Consider the following 16,049-nt stretch of genomic DNA (forward strand, 5'->3'; position numbering starts at 1 on the left):
TATGCAACGCGTGCGCGAGTACGCAGAGCGTGCGTGAACATCCGCTCCGCTATGTCACCCCGCCCGGCCGACCGCGCCCGAACTTCCCGCCCTGCGTCGCCACACTTCCCTAGCCCGCGCCGCCCCCACTTCCTGGGCTGCTACCCCCACACGCCCGGGCCCGCTACCCACAATTCCCGGGACCGCTACCCCACACGCCCCGGGCCCGTTACCCCACACATCCCGGACCCGCTATCACACTTCCCTGGCCCCGTCGCGCCAGCGGCGGGGTCAGGGCCTCGGCGCCCGCCCCTCCGCAACCTCATCCACGTACTCGCTGTAGAAGGGCACATACCCCTCCGACCGCCCCGCCAGCACATACAGGGTGCTGGAGTCATCAGGCACATACCCCTGCTTCCGCAACTCCACCTTGCGACTCTTGAACGTGGAGGTCGTCTCCAACTCGTCCACAACCCGCAGGAACAGCGGAACCGCGTACGCGGGCAGCCGGTCGTACAACTGCTCCGCCAAAGCCTGCCCACCGAGGTCGGCCCCGGGCCGCAACGTCACCGCCGCCATGCCGGCCTTGCCATCGGTCCCCGGCACATCCACCCCGTACACCACAGCCTGGGTGACCTGCTCCGCACCGTCGAAGGCCCCCTCCACCTCGGTGGTCGCGACGTTCTCGCCTTTCCACCGGAAGGTGTCCCCGAGCCGGTCGGCGAAGGCGATGTGCCGCCAATGCTGGTCGCGCACCAGGTCTCCGGTGTCGAACCAGACGTCGCCCTGGCGAAAGGCGTTGCGCACCAGCTTCGATTCGGTCGCCGACTCGTCGGTGTACCCGTCGAACGGCGACCGCCCGGTCACCTTCGACAGCAGCAGGCCGACGCCGCCCGACTTCACCCGGCGCAGCCGCCCGTTCCATTGCCGCTTGGCCTCCCCGGTCTCCTCGTCGAATTCGACCACCGCGTACGGCAGCGGACCGAACCCGGCCGTGCGATCGACGCCGAAAGCATTGATGAAGGCCGTATTTCCCTCACTGGAGGCATAGAACTCGACGATCCGCTTGATCCGGAACCGCTCACGGAACTCGTCCCACAGCTCGGGCCGCAACCCGTTCCCCACCGCCAGCCGCAGCGAATGTTCGTGCTCGACCGGCCTTTCGGGCTGATTGAGCAGATAGCGGCACAGCTCGCCGATATAGATGAAGCCGGTGGCCCGGTTGGCGATCACCTCGTCCCAGAACCCCGTCGCGGAGAATTTCCGCCCGATGGCCAGCGTCGCCCGCGCACCCAGCACCGCGCCGAGCGCCACCGTCAGCGCGTTGTTGTGATAGAGCGGCAGGCAGCAGTACAGGGTGTCGTCGCCACGCAGCCGCACGCCCAGCCCGCCGAGCCCCGCCATACTCTTGGTCCAGCGCAGATGTGACATCACGCTGGCCTTGGGCAGCCCCGTCGTGCCGGAGGTGAAGATCAGGAACGCCTTTTCCCGGGCCCGGATGTCCGCGCACACCGCAGGATCCGCGGCATCGGCCGTCTCGGCGGCCACCTTCAACTCCTCCGCGAGCAGCAGGTTCCCGGGGCTTTCGGGGAGCGAATGCAGCGCCTCGCGGCACTCCGCCCCGACCACGTTCACCACGCTGTTCAACAGCCCGAAACTGTGCGCCAGCACCTGATCCCGCTGATTGTGGTTCAGCAGCCCGACCGTCGCGCCCAGTTTGACCGCCGCCAGCACCACGATCAGCGTCTCCGGCCGGTTGGTCATCAACACGCCGACCACGTCACCGCGCCGCACGCCCCGCTCGGCCAGCACGCTCGCATAGCGGTTGACCTCGGCATTGGTGTCACCGTAGCGGTACTCGCGCCCCTCGAACCGCAGGAAGACCCGGTTCGGGTAACTCTGCGCGGCCTGCTGAAAATACAGCCCGACCGACGATGTGCTGTCGGGCCGCACCAGCATGCCCAGGGCCCCGCGGATCATGCCGGGCGCGTCCAGCGCCATCGCCGGCAGGCGGCGAGCGATATCGAGCAGGGTGACGTTGTTCTGCGTATCCGTCACATGTCCTCCATGCGATCTTCCGAGACGCCCACCAGGGCTTCGAAGGCGGCCGTCAGGTCCGCGGTCACGGTAACCCGTTCCAGCGCACCCTCGCCGACGAAACCGTCGGCGTGTGCCTTACCGAGCCAATCGAACAGCCCGCGGTAGTGCCCGAGCGGATCGAGTACGGCCATCGGCTTGTCGTGCATGCCGAGGTAGCCGCCGGTCCACGCCTCGAAGAATTCCTCCAGCGTGCCGATGCCGCCGGGCAGGGTCAGGAAGGCGTCGGCCCGGCTCTCCATGATCTTCTTGCGCTCGCGCATGGTGTCGGTGACGATCAGCTCGTCGGCGTCGACGTCGGCGACCTCCAGATGCACCAGCTGCTTGGGGATCACGCCGATCGTGTGGGCGCCACCGTTCCGCGCCGCGGTCGCGACGGCCCCCATCATCGATACGTTCCCGCCGCCCGACACCAATTGCCAACCGCGCCGGGCGATCTCGGCGCCGACCTCCCCGGCCAGCCGCAGATGCGCCGTATCGGTGACGCTGGCCGAGCAGTACACGCACACCGCGTAGGGCCTGTCGCTCACCACTGGTCCTCCGTCCCGATCACATCCCTGTTGCGACCCTCGGCCGCCGCCTGCACGATCTCGACGACCTCGTCGACGCTGTCGGTGACGTGCAGCAACCCCAGGTCACCGGGCGAGACCTTGCCCGACCCCGCCAGCGAATCGCGCATCCAGTCGACCAGCCCGCCCCAGTACCGCGTGCCGAACAGCACGATCGGGAACCGGGTGATCTTGTGGGTCTGCACCAGCGTCAGCGCCTCGAACAGCTCGTCCAGGGTGCCGAATCCGCCCGGCAGGCAGATGAACGCCTGCGAGTACTTCACGAACATGGTCTTGCGGGCGAAGAAGTACCGGAAGTTGATGCCCAGATCGACCCACTCGTTGAGGCCCTGCTCCATCGGCAGTTCGATCCCGAGCCCGACCGAATACCCGCCGGCCTCGGAGGCGCCGCGGTTGGCCGCCTCCATCACCCCCGGCCCGCCGCCGGTGATCACGGCGAATCCGGACCGCGCCAGCGCGGCCCCGATGGCCCGCGCGGCCTGGTATTCGGGCGTATCGACCTGTGTGCGAGCGGACCCGAAAACGGCCACCGCCCTGGGTATTTCCGCGAGCGCCCCGAAGCCCTCGACGAATTCGCTCTGAATCCGCAGCACCCGCCACGGATCGGTGTGCACCCAGTCGGTGGGACCACGGCCGTCGAGTAGATGCTGATCGGTGGTCCCGGCTTCGTCGGCACGGGCGCGGCGCAACATTATGGGTCCCCGAAATCTGGGCGCCGACTTCGGCGCACGGATCGATACGGGCTCGGAGTCGGTCGACATGAATCCCAGGCTACTGGGCGGAATCGGCCGTGAGGTAGCTGCGCAGTATCTGATCGACCACGGTGATCTGCGAGGTCGGCACCCGCTCGTCGACTTTGTGCGCCAGATTCGGGTCGCCGGGCCCGAAGTTGACCGCTGGAATGCCCCGCGCGGCGAACCTCGAGACGTCGGTCCATCCGTATTTGGCCCGCACGCCGCCGCCACCGTGCGCATGCACCCGCTCGATCAGATCCTTCGCCGCCGGCGCGGTCAGGCCGGGCAGCGCCCCCGGTGCGCCGTCGGTTCGCTCGAAGCCCAGATCCAGGCCCGAGAACACCTCGCGCACATGCTCGGTCGCCTGCTCCAGCGAACGATCCGGCGCGAAGCGGAAATTCACCGTCACCTCGGCCGCATCGGGCACCACATTCCCGGCCACGCCGCCGCCGATCTGCACCGCCGACAATCCTTCGCGATAGCGGCACCCGTCGATATCGACCTGCCGAGCCTCGTAATTGCGCAGCCGGTCCAGAATCGGCGTCAGATGGTGAATCGCGTTGTCGCCCAGCCAGGCCCGCGCGGTGTGTGCCCGCGTGCCCGACACCGTCAACCGAGCGCGCAGCGTCCCCTGGCACCCCGCCTCTATCCACCCGCCGGACGGCTCACCCAGAATGGCCAGATCACCGTCCAGCCATTCGGGCAGCTCCCGCTCGATGCTGCCCAGTCCGTTGAATTCGGCGGCGATCTCCTCGCAGTCGTAGAAGATCAGCGTCAGATCGCACACCGGATCGGCCACGGTGGCGGCCAGGTGCAGGAAAACGGCATCACCGGACTTCATGTCCACGCTGCCGCACCCGTGCAGAATCTCCTCCCCGTCCACGACCTCGAACCGCCCCGGCACATTCCCGGCAATCGGCACGGTATCCAGATGCCCCGCCAGAATCACCCGATTCGGCCGCCCGCGATCGGTACGAGCCAGCACGCTGTTCCCGTGCCGCAACACCTCGAACCCGGTCGTCTGCTCCCGCAACGCCCATGCCACCGTGTCGGCGATCACCGCCTCGTCCCGGGATTCACTCGGGATGTCGACAAGGGCCGCGGCAAGGCTGATGGGGTCGGCACGCAGATCGATGGTCACCCGGACCAGCCTAGTCGTGGATATCCCCCGGCCAATTCTCCGGACGACCCCGCCTTCGGCATCGGGTGAGGGGCCGACCCACCAGCCGCACGGGCCTGCTGGTTCTCTTACACTCGCCTGCGTGAGTACTCAGGGAGCATCCGCAGTCGGCCTCGCCACGGTGACCGTGAACGGGACGGTCCTCGACACCTGGTTTCCGTATCCGGAGCTCGGTGAATTCGCCGAGACCGGCACCGCGAAGCTGAGCGCCGACGACCCTGAATATGCCCGGTTCGCCGACCTGACCGGTTTCGACGAGGCCCGCCGCGTCGACGTGATCGCGGTGCGCACGACCATCGCCGACCTCTCGGCCGCCCCCGCCGACACCCACGAGGTGTACCTGCGCCTGCATCTGCTCTCGCACCGGCTGGTGAAGCCGCACGGCCTGAGCCTGGAGGGCCAGTTCGGCCTGCTCGCGAACGTCGTGTGGACCAATCACGGCCCGTGCTCGGTCGAGGAGTTCGAACTGGTGCGCGCCAAGTTGCGCGCCCGCGGCCCGGTCACCGTCTACGGCGTGGACAAATTCCCCCGCATGGTCGACTACGTGCTCCCGGTCGGCGTCCGGATCGCCGACGCCGACCGCGTGCGCCTGGGCGCGCACCTGGCCGACGGCACCACGGTCATGCACGAGGGCTTCGTGAACTTCAACGCCGGCACGCTCGGCGCGTCCATGGTGGAGGGCCGCGTCTCCGCGGGCGTCGTGGTCGGCGACGGCTCCGACATCGGCGGCGGCGCTTCGATCATGGGCACCCTCTCCGGCGGCGGCAAGCAGGTCATCTCCATCGGCGAACGCTGCCTGCTGGGCGCCAACGCGGGCCTCGGCATCTCCCTCGGCGACGACTCGGTCGTCGAAGCCGGCCTCTACCTCACCGCCGGCTCCAAGGTCGCCCTCCCCGACGGCCGCACCGTCAAGGCCCTGGAACTCTCCGGCCAGTCCAACCTCCTCTTCCGCCGCAACTCCCTCACCGGAGCCATCGAGGTGGTGGCGCGCAAGGGCACGGGCATCGAACTCAACGCAGCCTTGCACGCCAACTGATTTCAGCTCTCGCCGAGACGGCATCATCCCGAAACCGTTGGCGATGATGCCGTCTCGTTCGCATCTACCGCGTCGGTACCCGCCCTCGACGTCGCCTCTCAGCACCGATACCTGTTCTTGTTTCCGGCACGCACCTGTTCTTGTTTCCGGCACGCTTTTGGCCGGAAACAAGACCTAGGCAGAGGGATTGAACTCCCCGTCACGCACCCCGGCGGCGAAGGCGTCCCACTCACTCGCGGCGAACACCAGCGCCGGGCCGTCCGGGTTCTTCGAGTCACGGACTCCGACCTGCCCGCCGTCGAGGAAAGCGACTTCGACGCATTCGCGCCCACCCGAGCTACGACTGGACTTGAACCAACGGGCCTCGCGTAGATCAGCGACCATTGCCATACTCCCTTGCCATCTCCCGCAACTTCAATCGGCTCGGCCCTACGTCCATGCTGGCATTGAGGACCGTGTTGAAGGCGTCGCGATACGCGCCGACGTCGGCCGTACTTTCAAAGTACATACTGCCGATCATGCTCTCGGCAAACACGATTGTCGGCTCGAGAGACTTGCCCCTGGCATCCTGCGGGAAGTCCAAGATCACGAACGGCGGCATCACCACACCGGAGGGGGCTCCCGCTTCGAAAGGCAGCACACGCAATTCGATGTTGTCCCGCGTGCTCATGTCCGCAAGGTGCCGAATCTGCCTCGCCATGACACTGCGATCGCCGACCACAGTCCGCAGGACCGCCTCTTGCAGGACCACGATCAGACTCGCCGGATACCGCTGTCGCGTAAGGATATTCTGTCGCCGGAGTCTCATCTGGACTCGCCGATCCACCTCTTCTGCTGTCTCGTCTCGGAAGAACCGTACGTCGAGCGCACGCGCGTAATCGACGGTTTGGAGCAGACCTGGTACGAGCAACGATTGATAGATCGTGAGTTCCGTTGCGCCCGCTTCCAATCCGACATAGACGTTGAAGTCCGCGGGGATCACGTCGTCGTACGCGTGATACCAGGATCTCGCGGGAATCTGTTTCGCAAGCCCAACCAGCGCTTGGGTTGTCGTCTCGTCCAGTCCGTACAGCTCACACAGTTCACGCGCGGTACGGCTTCTGACCTTGTGCGTGCGCCCCGTTTCGAGGTTCTGGAGCGTGGTCTTCCCCCACTCCATCAACCCCGCCGCTTGCAGGATAGTCATCCCGGCGGCTTCCCGCGCCTCGCGCAGGTACCGGCCGAGTTGCCTGCGTGGCAACGTGCTGCCGGTTTCCTCTGAGTCATCACCGCTCACACCAACCCCCTTGCTCCGATTGCGACCACCATTTGGTCGCATTTCGACCGACCGTAAATATCTGCCGCGACCCGATCCTGCGGCTTCGTGCAAGTTGCTCGAGCTGTTGCGTTAAAGGGCTCTGAGCAGGCGTTTCAGTTAATCCTGTGCTTCATGAATACGGCAGAGACAAAAGCAATAGTCGATAACCGGCCGAAGGCGATCGGCCTCGTGCGCAACGACATCTCGGGACTGGCCGCGGCCAGGCATGCGCTCGAAGTTCGCCGCCATGCCGAAAAACTGGGATACCTCTATCTATATACCGTGCGCCCACCGACTCGCGTGTCCGATCCGGTCGGTTATTGCCTCCGCATCGCGACGGCCGTACAGGTGGCGGCTGTCGTCGTGCACGACCTGACGACAGTGGACCATTCACCTGCCCGGACCTGCGAGGTCTGCGACCTCGAAACCGTCATCCCTCCCGAGACGTGGGCCCGAGCGGCGACGTACCCACACGGCACTCACCTCTCCCCGGTTCGCGAAGTACCGACACACACCGACGTATCCCCCGCATTTCACCCGGTAGCCGCCGAGACGCATGCCGTCCTGAATGCCCTTGCCGCACTGGCCGACCCGAACGTCGACGCACGCATTATCCGCACTCGCCCCGCCGAGAGCACCTAGCCATGCCCGCGAACACACGCCGCACCGAGATCGGCGACCTCATCGCGACCTGGCGGATGAGCCATCATTGCATCGAAATTGTGAACGTACACAGCACATCTCACGGCACCGGGCCAACTCAGGACGTGACTTTCCCGCCCGGCACAGACCTCGCCGAGGCCCGCGAACAACACCCCCACTGGGCCCACCTGTGGGACGCGATCCGCCACCAGTTCTGGACCGCCCACACCCCTCCCCACACAACAGCGAGCCCACAGTGAACCCGAAGTACTACACCCACTGGGCAATCGTCACCACCGGCGGCACCTGCCCCCACCACGAGGGCCCCTGCCCCAACGGTGTCTGGGGCCCGTACACCAGCCTCCCCGACGCCGAATCCGCAGCCCGTTTCGTCCGCCCACCCCACAACCCCCACATAGTCCCGTACTGGTCCCGAGCCCACCAACCCCCAACTCCACCCGAACCAACCACCCACACTCGCCCTCGCCCCGTCAGCTGAACTCCCCACCCAGATCTCTCCTCCAGCAAGGACCCCATGACCACCTCTCACCACCCGCATGGCCGGGTGCACCCACCCACCCCGTTTGCTACATTCACACCAACCACGTCAGGCGTACGAAAGGGTGGGGATGCGCCGCTTCAAACTGGCCCTACTGGCCACAGCCGTACTCCCAGCACTGGTCGCCACAGGCGGCTGCATGGATAACAACTCCACGGACAAGACCCCCACCACGTCCGCAGCCCCGGCCCTCTTCGACCCCTGCACAGCTCTCCCGGACGACGCACTGCGGGCTGCTGGCGTGGACCCGGCAACCAAGCAAATCGGAGCCGCTGGTGTTCATCAGTCCGGTTGGGAAATTTGCGGGTGGGATGCACCCCAGTACTCGATCACTGTGTACTCATCGGCCCGCACAGTCGCCGATTACGAGAAGCGGCCCGACTATGGCGACTTCAAGGACGTGACGTTCGCAGGGCGGGCAGGCCGCCAGTTCCGCTCTCACGGCGGTACAGACGATCTCGGATGTGAGGTAGTGTTCCCGACCGCCCAGGGCACGATTCAAATCTCACTACTCAACAGTGCGGTTCTAGATAATCTGCCGAGCCCTTGCACTTTGCTACCCGAAACCGCCGCTGCGCTGGTCCCGTACTTGCCGAAGTAGGTCTATTACCCCGCAGGGAGGCCGGGAAATGAGTGCAGAGGACGCAACGAAGTGGAAAGGGCTCGCCGATCAAGCACGTGCGGGAGAAGTCTACGTCGACGACGAGGCTGTGGCTCGCGAATGTCTCAAAGCGTGTGGTGATCGCCTTAACCAGCTGAATGACACATTAAAAGAAATACGGCGAACTCAGACTGTATCGGGTTTCGGTGACTTCACAATGGCCGACGATCTCGCCAAAAAGTTCACAGAACAAGGCACCGACATTGAAACATCACTCCGCGAACACATCGAGACCGTGAAAAACATGCAAGAAGTCTTCCGCCTCTCACTGTCGAAAATCGTCGGCCAAGATGTCGACAACGCGGGCAACATCAAAAACACGCCTGCCTAGATCGAGCCGGTGAGCCGCGCCCACGCGGAGCAGTCGGTGACGATCGGCAGCTGGTCGGTGGGTTCGTCGTCGGTGTCGCAGGGCCCCGCGTGCAGTCGCGCGAAGAATACGTCCAATGACCCGTAGCGGGCACTGACCTCCTCCACGAAATGCAATACGTCCGCCTGCGACCTCAACACGGCTGCTCCTCCCTGATCGGATTCCACTACCCCGAGCCGACGTCACCTTTTCACCACTTCCGAGGCCGAAACCGACTCGCGCTGAGGGAGTTCCGTGTTCGAGGCTCGTCGTGACGTCGTCGACAACGGAGAAGGGCCGACGCTGCGCGAAGGTGGCGTGGGCGCGCCGTATCGACAGCGTCGGCCCTCTCCGAAAACTTATTCTCGGCGCGGCCGCCCGAGGGCCTATGTTGCCGACAACAAAGTGGGCGATGGAAGTGTGTCGGTGGCAACAGACCGCCTTCGTGAGAAGCGCGGGCTAGCATCGGTTTCCGTGCGGCACCGCGACCAAAACGCCATCATCGCCCAGCTCGCGAGAACACATACGCCCGGAGACCGGGCAGACGATGAGATCTGCCCGGTCTCCCGGTATGCGTCGCACCTGGTCACAGGATCGGGGCCTTACCCGCACCTCGTCAGGCGGCGTCGAGGGCCGCGGTGATCTTGCCGGCCATGGCCGCCGAGGCCGGGCTGGGCGCGCCCTTGTGGGACTGGGTGGCGGCGTCGAGAGCGACCAGGACCGTGGTGCGGAAGTTGTCCGCCTCGGCCTGGTCCTGCTCGGCGAGCAGGGACATCGCGGCGGTCAAGGCAGGGAGGACGTGGTCGGCCAGGTCTGCGACCGTCTTGCCCTTCAGAGTGATGTCCTTGGACTTCGCAGCCAGGACGTGACCGACGGAGCCGGTCGCCGAGGAGAGAGCGAGGGTGCCGTTCGTGGCGGCCTTGTGTGCCGAGCTGTGGTCGGCGGCCGCCATGAGCGAGACGGCACCGTACGCGGCGGTCCGGACGATGGCCTGGTCCTGGGTGGTCAGGGTGATGGACATGATGATCTCCTTCGAATATGTTGCGGTACACAGGGATTGAACGAACAAGGTGAAAGCGGAAGCTGTGTCACCCACCACCCTCGCGGTCCGGGTCGACCGCTCGGGGAGTTGCTGTGTTCGTCATGGGAACTACTATCAGCGCCCCTGCTGACACGACCGTGACGCCGACCTGACACGACCACTGACACGCCGATCCACGAGGGTCAGCCACACAAGTTCATGGTCGGCACCTCGGCTACGTGCGAGGCCGCGAGGACAGCCCTATGCGCCTCGACGAATCTTTCACCACGGCAGGCACCTGTCGGCGCGGCCACCACGACCCGCAGCACGCACGGTCGTCACTGCTCGTGGTCTGCCAAGGCCACAAGCCTCTTCGCCGTCGCGGTAGCGGAAGGCATCGCCGCGATCTCGGTGGCGACGGCATGGGCGGCTTCGTGCATATCCACGTCGGTGACCAGGCGATTCAGATCGGTGGCGGTGATGCGACGCGCGGCGACCGCCACCCCTGCCCCGCGACGCTGCACCGTGAGCGCGTTCCACCGGCGGTCGCCGGGAGCGGGAGTCGCCAGTTGCGGGATGCCGGCCCACAGCGCCGCGTAGATCGATCCCGCGCCGCCGTGGTTGACCATGGCGGTGCACGTGGGCAGCACCTCGTCCGGTCGCACCCAGCCCACGGTGCGGACATTGGCCGGAAGTGCTTTGGCGCGAGCGGTTTTCCGGTTCGGGCGGACGATGACGATATCGGCGTCGACGCCGTTCGCGGCCCGCAGCACGGAACGCAGCATCGCGTCGGGACCGTCGCCGAGCATCGTGCTGCGCGTGACGAGGATGCGCGGCCGGTCCGGCGGGACCCGCAGGAAGTCCGGCGTCTCGGCACCGGACGTCGCGTAGGGGGTGTAGCGCAGCGCCCGGCCCGGGACGGCGACCACACTGGGCGGCGCGATCGACAGGGTCGCCAGCGGCGGCGCGGCGGCCGCGCCGAGTACCCGCAGCATTTCCCGCCGCATGACGGTGCCGTCGTCCAGCGCGATGTTGTGCAGCACGGCGGGGACACCGGCATGCGCCGCGACCAGAGCCGCCTCGGCGGCGAAGGGTTCGTGTACGACCAGGTCGGGAGCGAACTCGGCGGCCAGCCGGTCCAGCCGTGGCAGCATCGCCTTGGCTGTGGGCGCGAAAAACCGTGCGCCACCGCGTGCATCGGCCATACCGCGCGCACAGCGCAGCGCCGCCACCGGGTGCGGTCCCAGCCCGAGGACGGCGGTCCGCACGAAACCGATGTCGGGCGCCACGTCGGCCACCGCGATATCGCCGGCCACCGCCGTCACGGCGTCCCCACCCGTCGCCACCAGCACTCGATGCCCGAGCGCGTGTAACCGCAGCGCCAGCGGCATCATCGGGAACAGATGCCCGATCAGCGGCGTCGCGACGAACATCACCCGCACGGCGGCACCGTGCCCTGGAAGCCGGACGCCAGTCGCCAGAGGATCTCGCCGCCACGTCGCCGGTGTGCCCGCCGGACCATCGCGACGACCCGCTTCCCACCTCCCAATGCCGGTAGCTGCGTGCGATATTCGGCGATCGCGCGGAGTTTGGCCGCTTCCGTGTCGCCGACCGGAACGGATCGCCACACCCAGCGGGCGTCCTCCGGGTCCTGTCCCGCCAGCGTGCTCGCGGCCGCCCCGCGCGACACCAAAGCCATTGCCTCCACGAGCATTCCGGCCAACGGGCTCGCCAGCGAGGGCGCGTCCCGCCACCGCAGGGGTGCGGTCACCGACACCGGATGCCGTCTGCGGCACAGTTCCGACAGCGCGTTGAAGTCCTCGTAGAACGAGAGGCGGCCGCGAACGGACGGGTCGGCGGCCGCACGCATGGCCGCCACGGCAACCTCGACGTGATCGTGATGTCCGCCGATTCCCAGCGGTGCCAGCACCCTGGTATCGGGGTCGCCCAGCACCTCGGTAACGACGCGCAGCACCGCGGGCAATTCGGTCAGATCGTCCGCGCGTGGCGGCACCCGGAAGACAGCGAGCCCGCTCCGCGGCAGCGGATCCCGAAACAACCTCTCCCGCAATCCAATCCGGTCTGCGGAGGCACCTAGTATCGCCAGCGCCCGATCGTCCTCGGCACACCGCGTCGCATAATCGCCGAAAACACGACGCCGACCCGACAGTCGCTCCACCGGCGGCCCAGAGGTGTAGACCGTCAGCACCCGCACGCGTTCACCGGCAGCCACCCGCCCAGCGATATACGCCCCCACCGACAACACCGCGTCATCGAAATGCGGCGAGATCACCACAAGCTCCGCACCCACATCTACACCTCACCTCCGCCCCGAAGTCGTCCCTCCAGTGGCACGGGCCGCACCGCACCACGGTTCACCCCGGCAACGCCCGCCCGCCCCACGTACTACCCACATTCACGCACCCTTTGCGCACTCCCGCACCCGTTTCAGAGTGCTGGAGAGGGTGCGGGAGTGTGGAGGGGGTGCGTGAATGTGGGTAGCGGGGACAACCGGCCGGAGTGCATACAGGTTCAGGCGAGGTCGGTGAGATGGAGGGGTGCGAGCCGGGCCGGGTCGACCAGGATTGCGATGGCGGTTATTCGGTGGTTGGTGACCGTGAACGAGATGATCGACAGGGGGGTGCCGTTCTCACGCCAGGAGATGTAGCCGGGACGGCCGTCGACCAGGACTGCCTGATGGTGGGCGACTGCGCCGGAGAACATTCTTGCGCCGGAGGCTACTTCGGTGGCGCCGAGGGTGACTACCGGGCCGCTCGGTGTGTCGACCGTCAGCTTCACCGCCGGGTCCAGGACACGTAGCAGGGCCTCGAAGTCGCCGTCGATCGCTGCGGCGCGGAAGGCGGCGACCGCTTCTCGTTGCTCCCGTCCGATCACCGCCGGTCGCTCCGTCGCCTGCACCTTTCTGCGGGCGCGGCTGGCGAGCATCTTCGTGGCGTCGGTGGATTTGCCGAGGATCTGGGCGATCTCGGCGAATGACACCGCGAACAGGTCGTGCAGGACGAATGCCAGCCGCTCGCTGGGGCCGAGCGCGTCGAGGACGACGAGGAGGGCGACGGCGACCGAGTCGGCAAGTGCTACAACCTCTTCCGGCTCGGCGTCGGCGAGTACCACGAGTTCCGGTAAACCGTCACCGTAGGGCGCCTCGGGATGGGACCCGCGGGACCGTAAGGTGTCCAGGCTGATTCGGCCGACCACCGTGGTGAGCCACCCGGACAGGTTCTCGATGGTGGACGGGTCCTGGCGGGCCAGCCGCATCCAGGCTTCCTGAACCACGTCCTCGGCATCGTCATACGACCCGAGCATGCGGTAGGCGACCGCGCGCAACCGATCGCGCTGGGCCTCGAACGCCTCGGCGACGCCGGACCCGCCCAGCCCCGCGGATAGGTCAGCCATCGGCCCGGCGCCGCTGGCGCAGTGAGATCCGGTTGCCGTCCGGATCCACCGCCTCGACACGAATACCGAACGGATAGTCCATCGGTTCGGCCTGCGTGAATTCCACCCCGCGCCGCCGGAACACGTCGAAATCCTTTCGCAGGTCATCCGATTCGAGGATGAGCGGGCCGGGCGTTGCGTCCGGGCGCGAATCGATCGGCTGACCGGCGGCCGGCTCGTGTCGCCACAGGATGATCTCGACCGGACTCCCGGCGACACCCACGGTCAGAAAGCGCCCGTCGAGCCCCGGATAGTCGATCCGCTTCTCCAGGCCGAGCCCCTCCGTATAGAACGTCAGCGCACGATCCTGATCGGTGACGTACACCGTCACGAACATAATGCTCGTCAGCATCCGGTCCTCCAGTCCCTTCATCGGCCCCGTTCGGGCCGTCGTTGGTATGACGGACGAGGAGGCGAGAAGGTAACAACCGGAAGCGCTACTCGATGCCGAAGGCGAGGATGCGGGTGGGGGTGATGCGGATGAGTTCGCGGGAACCGCCGTCGAGGTAGGTGTCGACGTCGCGCAATGCCTCGGCGGTGCCGCGGATTTCGAGGCAGCGGACCACGCGCGGGCTTATCGACTCGATATCGTCGACGACGAAGGAGACCCGGTCCTCCTTGGCGAGGTTGCGGAACTTCTGCGAGGCGCCCATATTGTGCCCGGCGATATCGATGGTGCCCAGGGCCTCGTTGTAGCGGAAGCCGACGGGGTTGTTCTGTGGCGAGCCGTCGGGGCGGATCGTAGCGAGCCGCCCGAGACGCTGGCTGCGCAGGTAATCCAACTGAGCGGGCGACAGCGTTGCGATCATGCGCCGACCGTACAACCTCGAGCACGCTCGAGGTCAAACGGATTCAGCCGCGAAGTCAAACGGATTCAGCCGCGAGGTCAAACGGATTCAGCCGCGAGGTCAAACGGATTCAGCCGCGAGGTCGGACGAGTTCAGCCGCGAGGTCGGACGCATTCGGCCCAGCGTCGATCGCGCTCAGCCCAAGAGCTTCTTCTGCACTTTTCCCATCGCATTGCGGGGCAGCGTGTCCACCCGACGGACCTCCCGGGGCCGCTTGTGTACCGAAAGACGCTGGGCGACATGATCGATGAGGTCCTGCTCGGACGCATCCGAACCCTCTCGCGAGACGACGTAGGCGACGATGCGCTGGCCGAGATCGTCGTCGGGCGCTCCGATCACCGCGACCTCGGCGACGCCGGGATGGCCGAGCAGGCAAGTCTCGATCTCGCCCGCACCGACACGGTAGCCGCCGGACTTGATCAGATCGACCGACTCGCGGCCGACGATGCGGTGGAACCCCTCGGCATCGATGGCGGCCACGTCGCCGGTGGCGAACCAGCCGTCTTCGGTCCAGGTGGCGGCGGTCGCGTCGGGGCGGTCGAGGTAGCCGTCGAACAGCATCGGGCCGCGGACCTGGAGGCCGCCGATGCTCTCGCCGTCGTGTGGCACCGCCGCGCCCGCCTCGTCGCGCAGGCGGGTCTCGACGCCGGCGACGGGCGTGCCCACCCATCCGGGCCGCCGCTCACCGTCGGCGCGGGTGGACAGCGTGATCATGGTCTCGCTCATGCCGTAACGCTCGACCGGGGCATGTCCGGTGAGTTCGCGCAGCCGCTCGAAGACCGGCACCGGCAGCGGCGCGCTGCCCGACACCAGCAGCCTGGCGCTCGCCAATTCCTTTGCGGCATCCGGGTCTTCGGCGATTCTCGACCATACGGTGGGGACGCCGAAATACATCGTGCCGTGGGCCGACGCGTAGGCGGCGGGAGTCGGTTTGCCGGTGTGCACCAGCGGGCTGCCCACGCGCAGCGGGCCCAGCACGCCGAGGATGAGCCCGTGCACGTGGAACAGCGGAAGTCCGTGCACCAGAACGTCGTTCGATGTCCACGCCCATGCCTCGGCCAGGGCGTCGAGACCGGCGGCGATCGCGCCCCGGCTGAGCATCACACCCTTGGGCGCGCCGGTGGTGCCGGAGGTATAGAGCACGAAAGCCGTTGCCTTCGCGCCGGGTTCGGGATAGACGTGCCAGGAGCGAGCGTGCAGCCGCACCGGAACGACAGGGAGATTCGAGCCTTCGGGCGCCTCCCCGAGCCACGCCTGCGCCCCCGAATCGGTGAGGATGTGCTCGAGTTCCGCCGCGCCCGCGTCCGGCGGCACCGGTACCGCGGTCACCCCGGCGATCAGGCAGCCCACCACCGCCAGCACGGTCGTGGCCGTCGGCCGGGCCAGGATCGCCACCCGATCCGCCTGGGCGATCCGCTCCGCGACCGAGGTGGCCGCGCCGATCAGATCGCTCCGCGACAGCGTGGCGCCGTCGATGGTGACGGCGTCCGGAATATCCGCCCCGGCGGCGACGGCGGCCGGATTCAGCGACCTCAACAGCGGCAATGACCCGTATGACACGGCTCGAGGCTACCAACGTGCGATCGGAATCCCCTCATGTGACAGTTGACACAATATTGAGTGG

At 66.9% G+C, this 16,049-nt stretch carries 18 protein-coding genes; 4 read left to right on the plus strand and 14 right to left on the minus strand.

Annotation, left to right across the window (positions count from 1 at the left end):
• Positions 1-270 precede the first annotated feature (270 nt).
• The 4 genes from ON41_RS25700 to dapE are packed head-to-tail and all read right to left on the minus strand — an operon-like array spanning position 271 to position 4,520.
• Positions 271-2,037: a long-chain-acyl-CoA synthetase gene (locus tag ON41_RS25700; protein WP_083905637.1), complete on the minus strand. Its 1,767-nt coding sequence runs from the start codon at positions 2,035-2,037 to the stop codon at positions 271-273.
• Positions 2,034-2,609: an LOG family protein gene (locus ON41_RS25705; RefSeq protein WP_040750354.1), complete on the minus strand. Its 576-nt coding sequence runs from the start codon at positions 2,607-2,609 to the stop codon at positions 2,034-2,036. The genes ON41_RS25700 and ON41_RS25705 overlap by 4 nt, the downstream gene beginning before the upstream one ends.
• Complete coding sequence (locus ON41_RS25710; RefSeq protein WP_040750355.1) at positions 2,603-3,406, minus strand: LOG family protein; 804 nt, start codon at positions 3,404-3,406, stop codon at positions 2,603-2,605. The genes ON41_RS25705 and ON41_RS25710 overlap by 7 nt, the downstream gene beginning before the upstream one ends.
• Positions 3,407-3,416: 10 nt before the next feature.
• Positions 3,417-4,520 (minus strand): succinyl-diaminopimelate desuccinylase, encoded by a 1,104-nt coding sequence (dapE, locus tag ON41_RS25715; protein WP_040750356.1) that lies wholly within the window; start codon positions 4,518-4,520, stop codon positions 3,417-3,419.
• 121 nt (positions 4,521-4,641) lie between these two features.
• On the opposite strand from dapE, the gene dapD reads away from it, so the two are divergent.
• Positions 4,642-5,595: a 2,3,4,5-tetrahydropyridine-2,6-dicarboxylate N-succinyltransferase gene (gene dapD, locus ON41_RS25720; RefSeq protein ID WP_051162468.1), complete on the plus strand. Its 954-nt coding sequence runs from the start codon at positions 4,642-4,644 to the stop codon at positions 5,593-5,595.
• A 174-nt stretch (positions 5,596-5,769) separates the two neighbouring features.
• On the opposite strand, the gene ON41_RS25725 is transcribed toward dapD, so the two are convergent.
• Together ON41_RS25725 and ON41_RS25730 are read right to left on the minus strand one after the other, a co-directional pair.
• Entirely contained in the window at positions 5,770-5,979 is a 210-nt protein-coding gene (locus ON41_RS25725; RefSeq protein WP_040750358.1) for a DUF397 domain-containing protein, read from the minus strand.
• Complete coding sequence (locus ON41_RS25730; protein WP_040750359.1) at positions 5,969-6,871, minus strand: helix-turn-helix domain-containing protein; 903 nt, start codon at positions 6,869-6,871, stop codon at positions 5,969-5,971. Before ON41_RS25730 ends, ON41_RS25725 begins: the two co-directional genes overlap by 11 nt.
• Positions 6,872-7,024: 153 nt before the next feature.
• On the opposite strand from ON41_RS25730, the gene ON41_RS41830 reads away from it, so the two are divergent.
• From ON41_RS41830 to ON41_RS41835, 3 genes are all read left to right on the plus strand, one after another.
• Positions 7,025-7,534, plus strand: coding sequence for a hypothetical protein (locus tag ON41_RS41830; RefSeq protein ID WP_157185619.1), 510 nt, complete (start codon positions 7,025-7,027; stop codon positions 7,532-7,534).
• A 698-nt stretch (positions 7,535-8,232) separates the two neighbouring features.
• Entirely contained in the window at positions 8,233-8,694 is a 462-nt protein-coding gene (locus ON41_RS43880; protein ID WP_157185620.1) for a DUF3558 domain-containing protein, read from the plus strand.
• Positions 8,695-8,722: 28 nt separating this feature from the next.
• Positions 8,723-9,085, plus strand: coding sequence for a hypothetical protein (locus tag ON41_RS41835; RefSeq protein WP_157185621.1), 363 nt, complete (start codon positions 8,723-8,725; stop codon positions 9,083-9,085).
• Here the strand turns inward: ON41_RS41835 and ON41_RS25735 are convergent.
• From ON41_RS25735 to ON41_RS25770, 8 genes are all read right to left on the minus strand, one after another.
• Complete coding sequence (locus tag ON41_RS25735; RefSeq protein WP_040750360.1) at positions 9,082-9,264, minus strand: hypothetical protein; 183 nt, start codon at positions 9,262-9,264, stop codon at positions 9,082-9,084. The genes ON41_RS41835 and ON41_RS25735 overlap by 4 nt on opposite strands.
• A gap of 455 nt (positions 9,265-9,719) precedes the next feature.
• Positions 9,720-10,124: a hypothetical protein gene (locus ON41_RS25740; protein WP_040750362.1), complete on the minus strand. Its 405-nt coding sequence runs from the start codon at positions 10,122-10,124 to the stop codon at positions 9,720-9,722.
• Positions 10,125-10,462: 338 nt separating this feature from the next.
• The gene (locus ON41_RS25745) at positions 10,463-11,557 is read right to left on the minus strand and encodes a glycosyltransferase (RefSeq protein WP_246461151.1); all 1,095 of its coding nucleotides are present in this window, start codon (positions 11,555-11,557) and stop codon (positions 10,463-10,465) included.
• A complete protein-coding gene (locus tag ON41_RS25750; RefSeq protein ID WP_083905640.1) occupies positions 11,557-12,435 on the minus strand; it encodes a PIG-L deacetylase family protein in 879 nt (292 codons plus the stop codon). The genes ON41_RS25745 and ON41_RS25750 overlap by 1 nt, the downstream gene beginning before the upstream one ends.
• 221 nt (positions 12,436-12,656) lie before the next feature.
• On the minus strand, positions 12,657-13,538 hold the full coding sequence (locus tag ON41_RS25755) for a sigma-70 family RNA polymerase sigma factor (protein ID WP_040750366.1): 882 nt from the start codon (positions 13,536-13,538) through the stop codon (positions 12,657-12,659).
• A complete protein-coding gene (locus tag ON41_RS25760) occupies positions 13,531-13,929 on the minus strand; it encodes a VOC family protein (RefSeq protein ID WP_040750502.1) in 399 nt (132 codons plus the stop codon). Before ON41_RS25760 ends, ON41_RS25755 begins: the two co-directional genes overlap by 8 nt.
• Before the next feature lie 85 nt (positions 13,930-14,014).
• Complete coding sequence (locus tag ON41_RS25765) at positions 14,015-14,386, minus strand: PPOX class F420-dependent oxidoreductase (protein WP_040750367.1); 372 nt, start codon at positions 14,384-14,386, stop codon at positions 14,015-14,017.
• Between the two features lie 174 nt (positions 14,387-14,560).
• Positions 14,561-15,985, minus strand: coding sequence for an acyl-CoA synthetase (locus tag ON41_RS25770; protein ID WP_051162470.1), 1,425 nt, complete (start codon positions 15,983-15,985; stop codon positions 14,561-14,563).
• Positions 15,986-16,049: the final 64 nt, after the last annotated feature.

It is taken from the genome of Nocardia transvalensis NBRC 15921 (assembly GCF_000308875.1).
In the GTDB taxonomy this organism is placed as follows: domain Bacteria; phylum Actinomycetota; class Actinomycetes; order Mycobacteriales; family Mycobacteriaceae; genus Nocardia; species Nocardia transvalensis.

Excerpts from the sequence above, each read along its gene's own strand:
- ON41_RS25710 (WP_040750355.1), bottom strand. The coding sequence starts at position 3,406 with ATGTCGACCGACTCCGAGCCCGTATCGATCCGTGCGCCGAAGTCGGCG.
- ON41_RS25725 (WP_040750358.1), bottom strand. The coding sequence starts at position 5,979 with ATGGTCGCTGATCTACGCGAGGCCCGTTGGTTCAAGTCCAGTCGTAGC.
- ON41_RS41830 (WP_157185619.1), top strand. The coding sequence starts at position 7,025 with ATGAATACGGCAGAGACAAAAGCAATAGTCGATAACCGGCCGAAGGCG.
- ON41_RS43880 (WP_157185620.1), top strand. The coding sequence starts at position 8,233 with ATGGATAACAACTCCACGGACAAGACCCCCACCACGTCCGCAGCCCCG.
- ON41_RS41835 (WP_157185621.1), top strand. The coding sequence starts at position 8,723 with ATGAGTGCAGAGGACGCAACGAAGTGGAAAGGGCTCGCCGATCAAGCA.
- ON41_RS25740 (WP_040750362.1), bottom strand. The coding sequence starts at position 10,124 with ATGTCCATCACCCTGACCACCCAGGACCAGGCCATCGTCCGGACCGCC.
- ON41_RS25745 (WP_246461151.1), bottom strand. The coding sequence starts at position 11,557 with ATGTTCGTCGCGACGCCGCTGATCGGGCATCTGTTCCCGATGATGCCG.
- ON41_RS25755 (WP_040750366.1), bottom strand. The coding sequence starts at position 13,538 with ATGGCTGACCTATCCGCGGGGCTGGGCGGGTCCGGCGTCGCCGAGGCG.
- ON41_RS25760 (WP_040750502.1), bottom strand. The coding sequence starts at position 13,929 with ATGCTGACGAGCATTATGTTCGTGACGGTGTACGTCACCGATCAGGAT.
- ON41_RS25765 (WP_040750367.1), bottom strand. The coding sequence starts at position 14,386 with ATGATCGCAACGCTGTCGCCCGCTCAGTTGGATTACCTGCGCAGCCAG.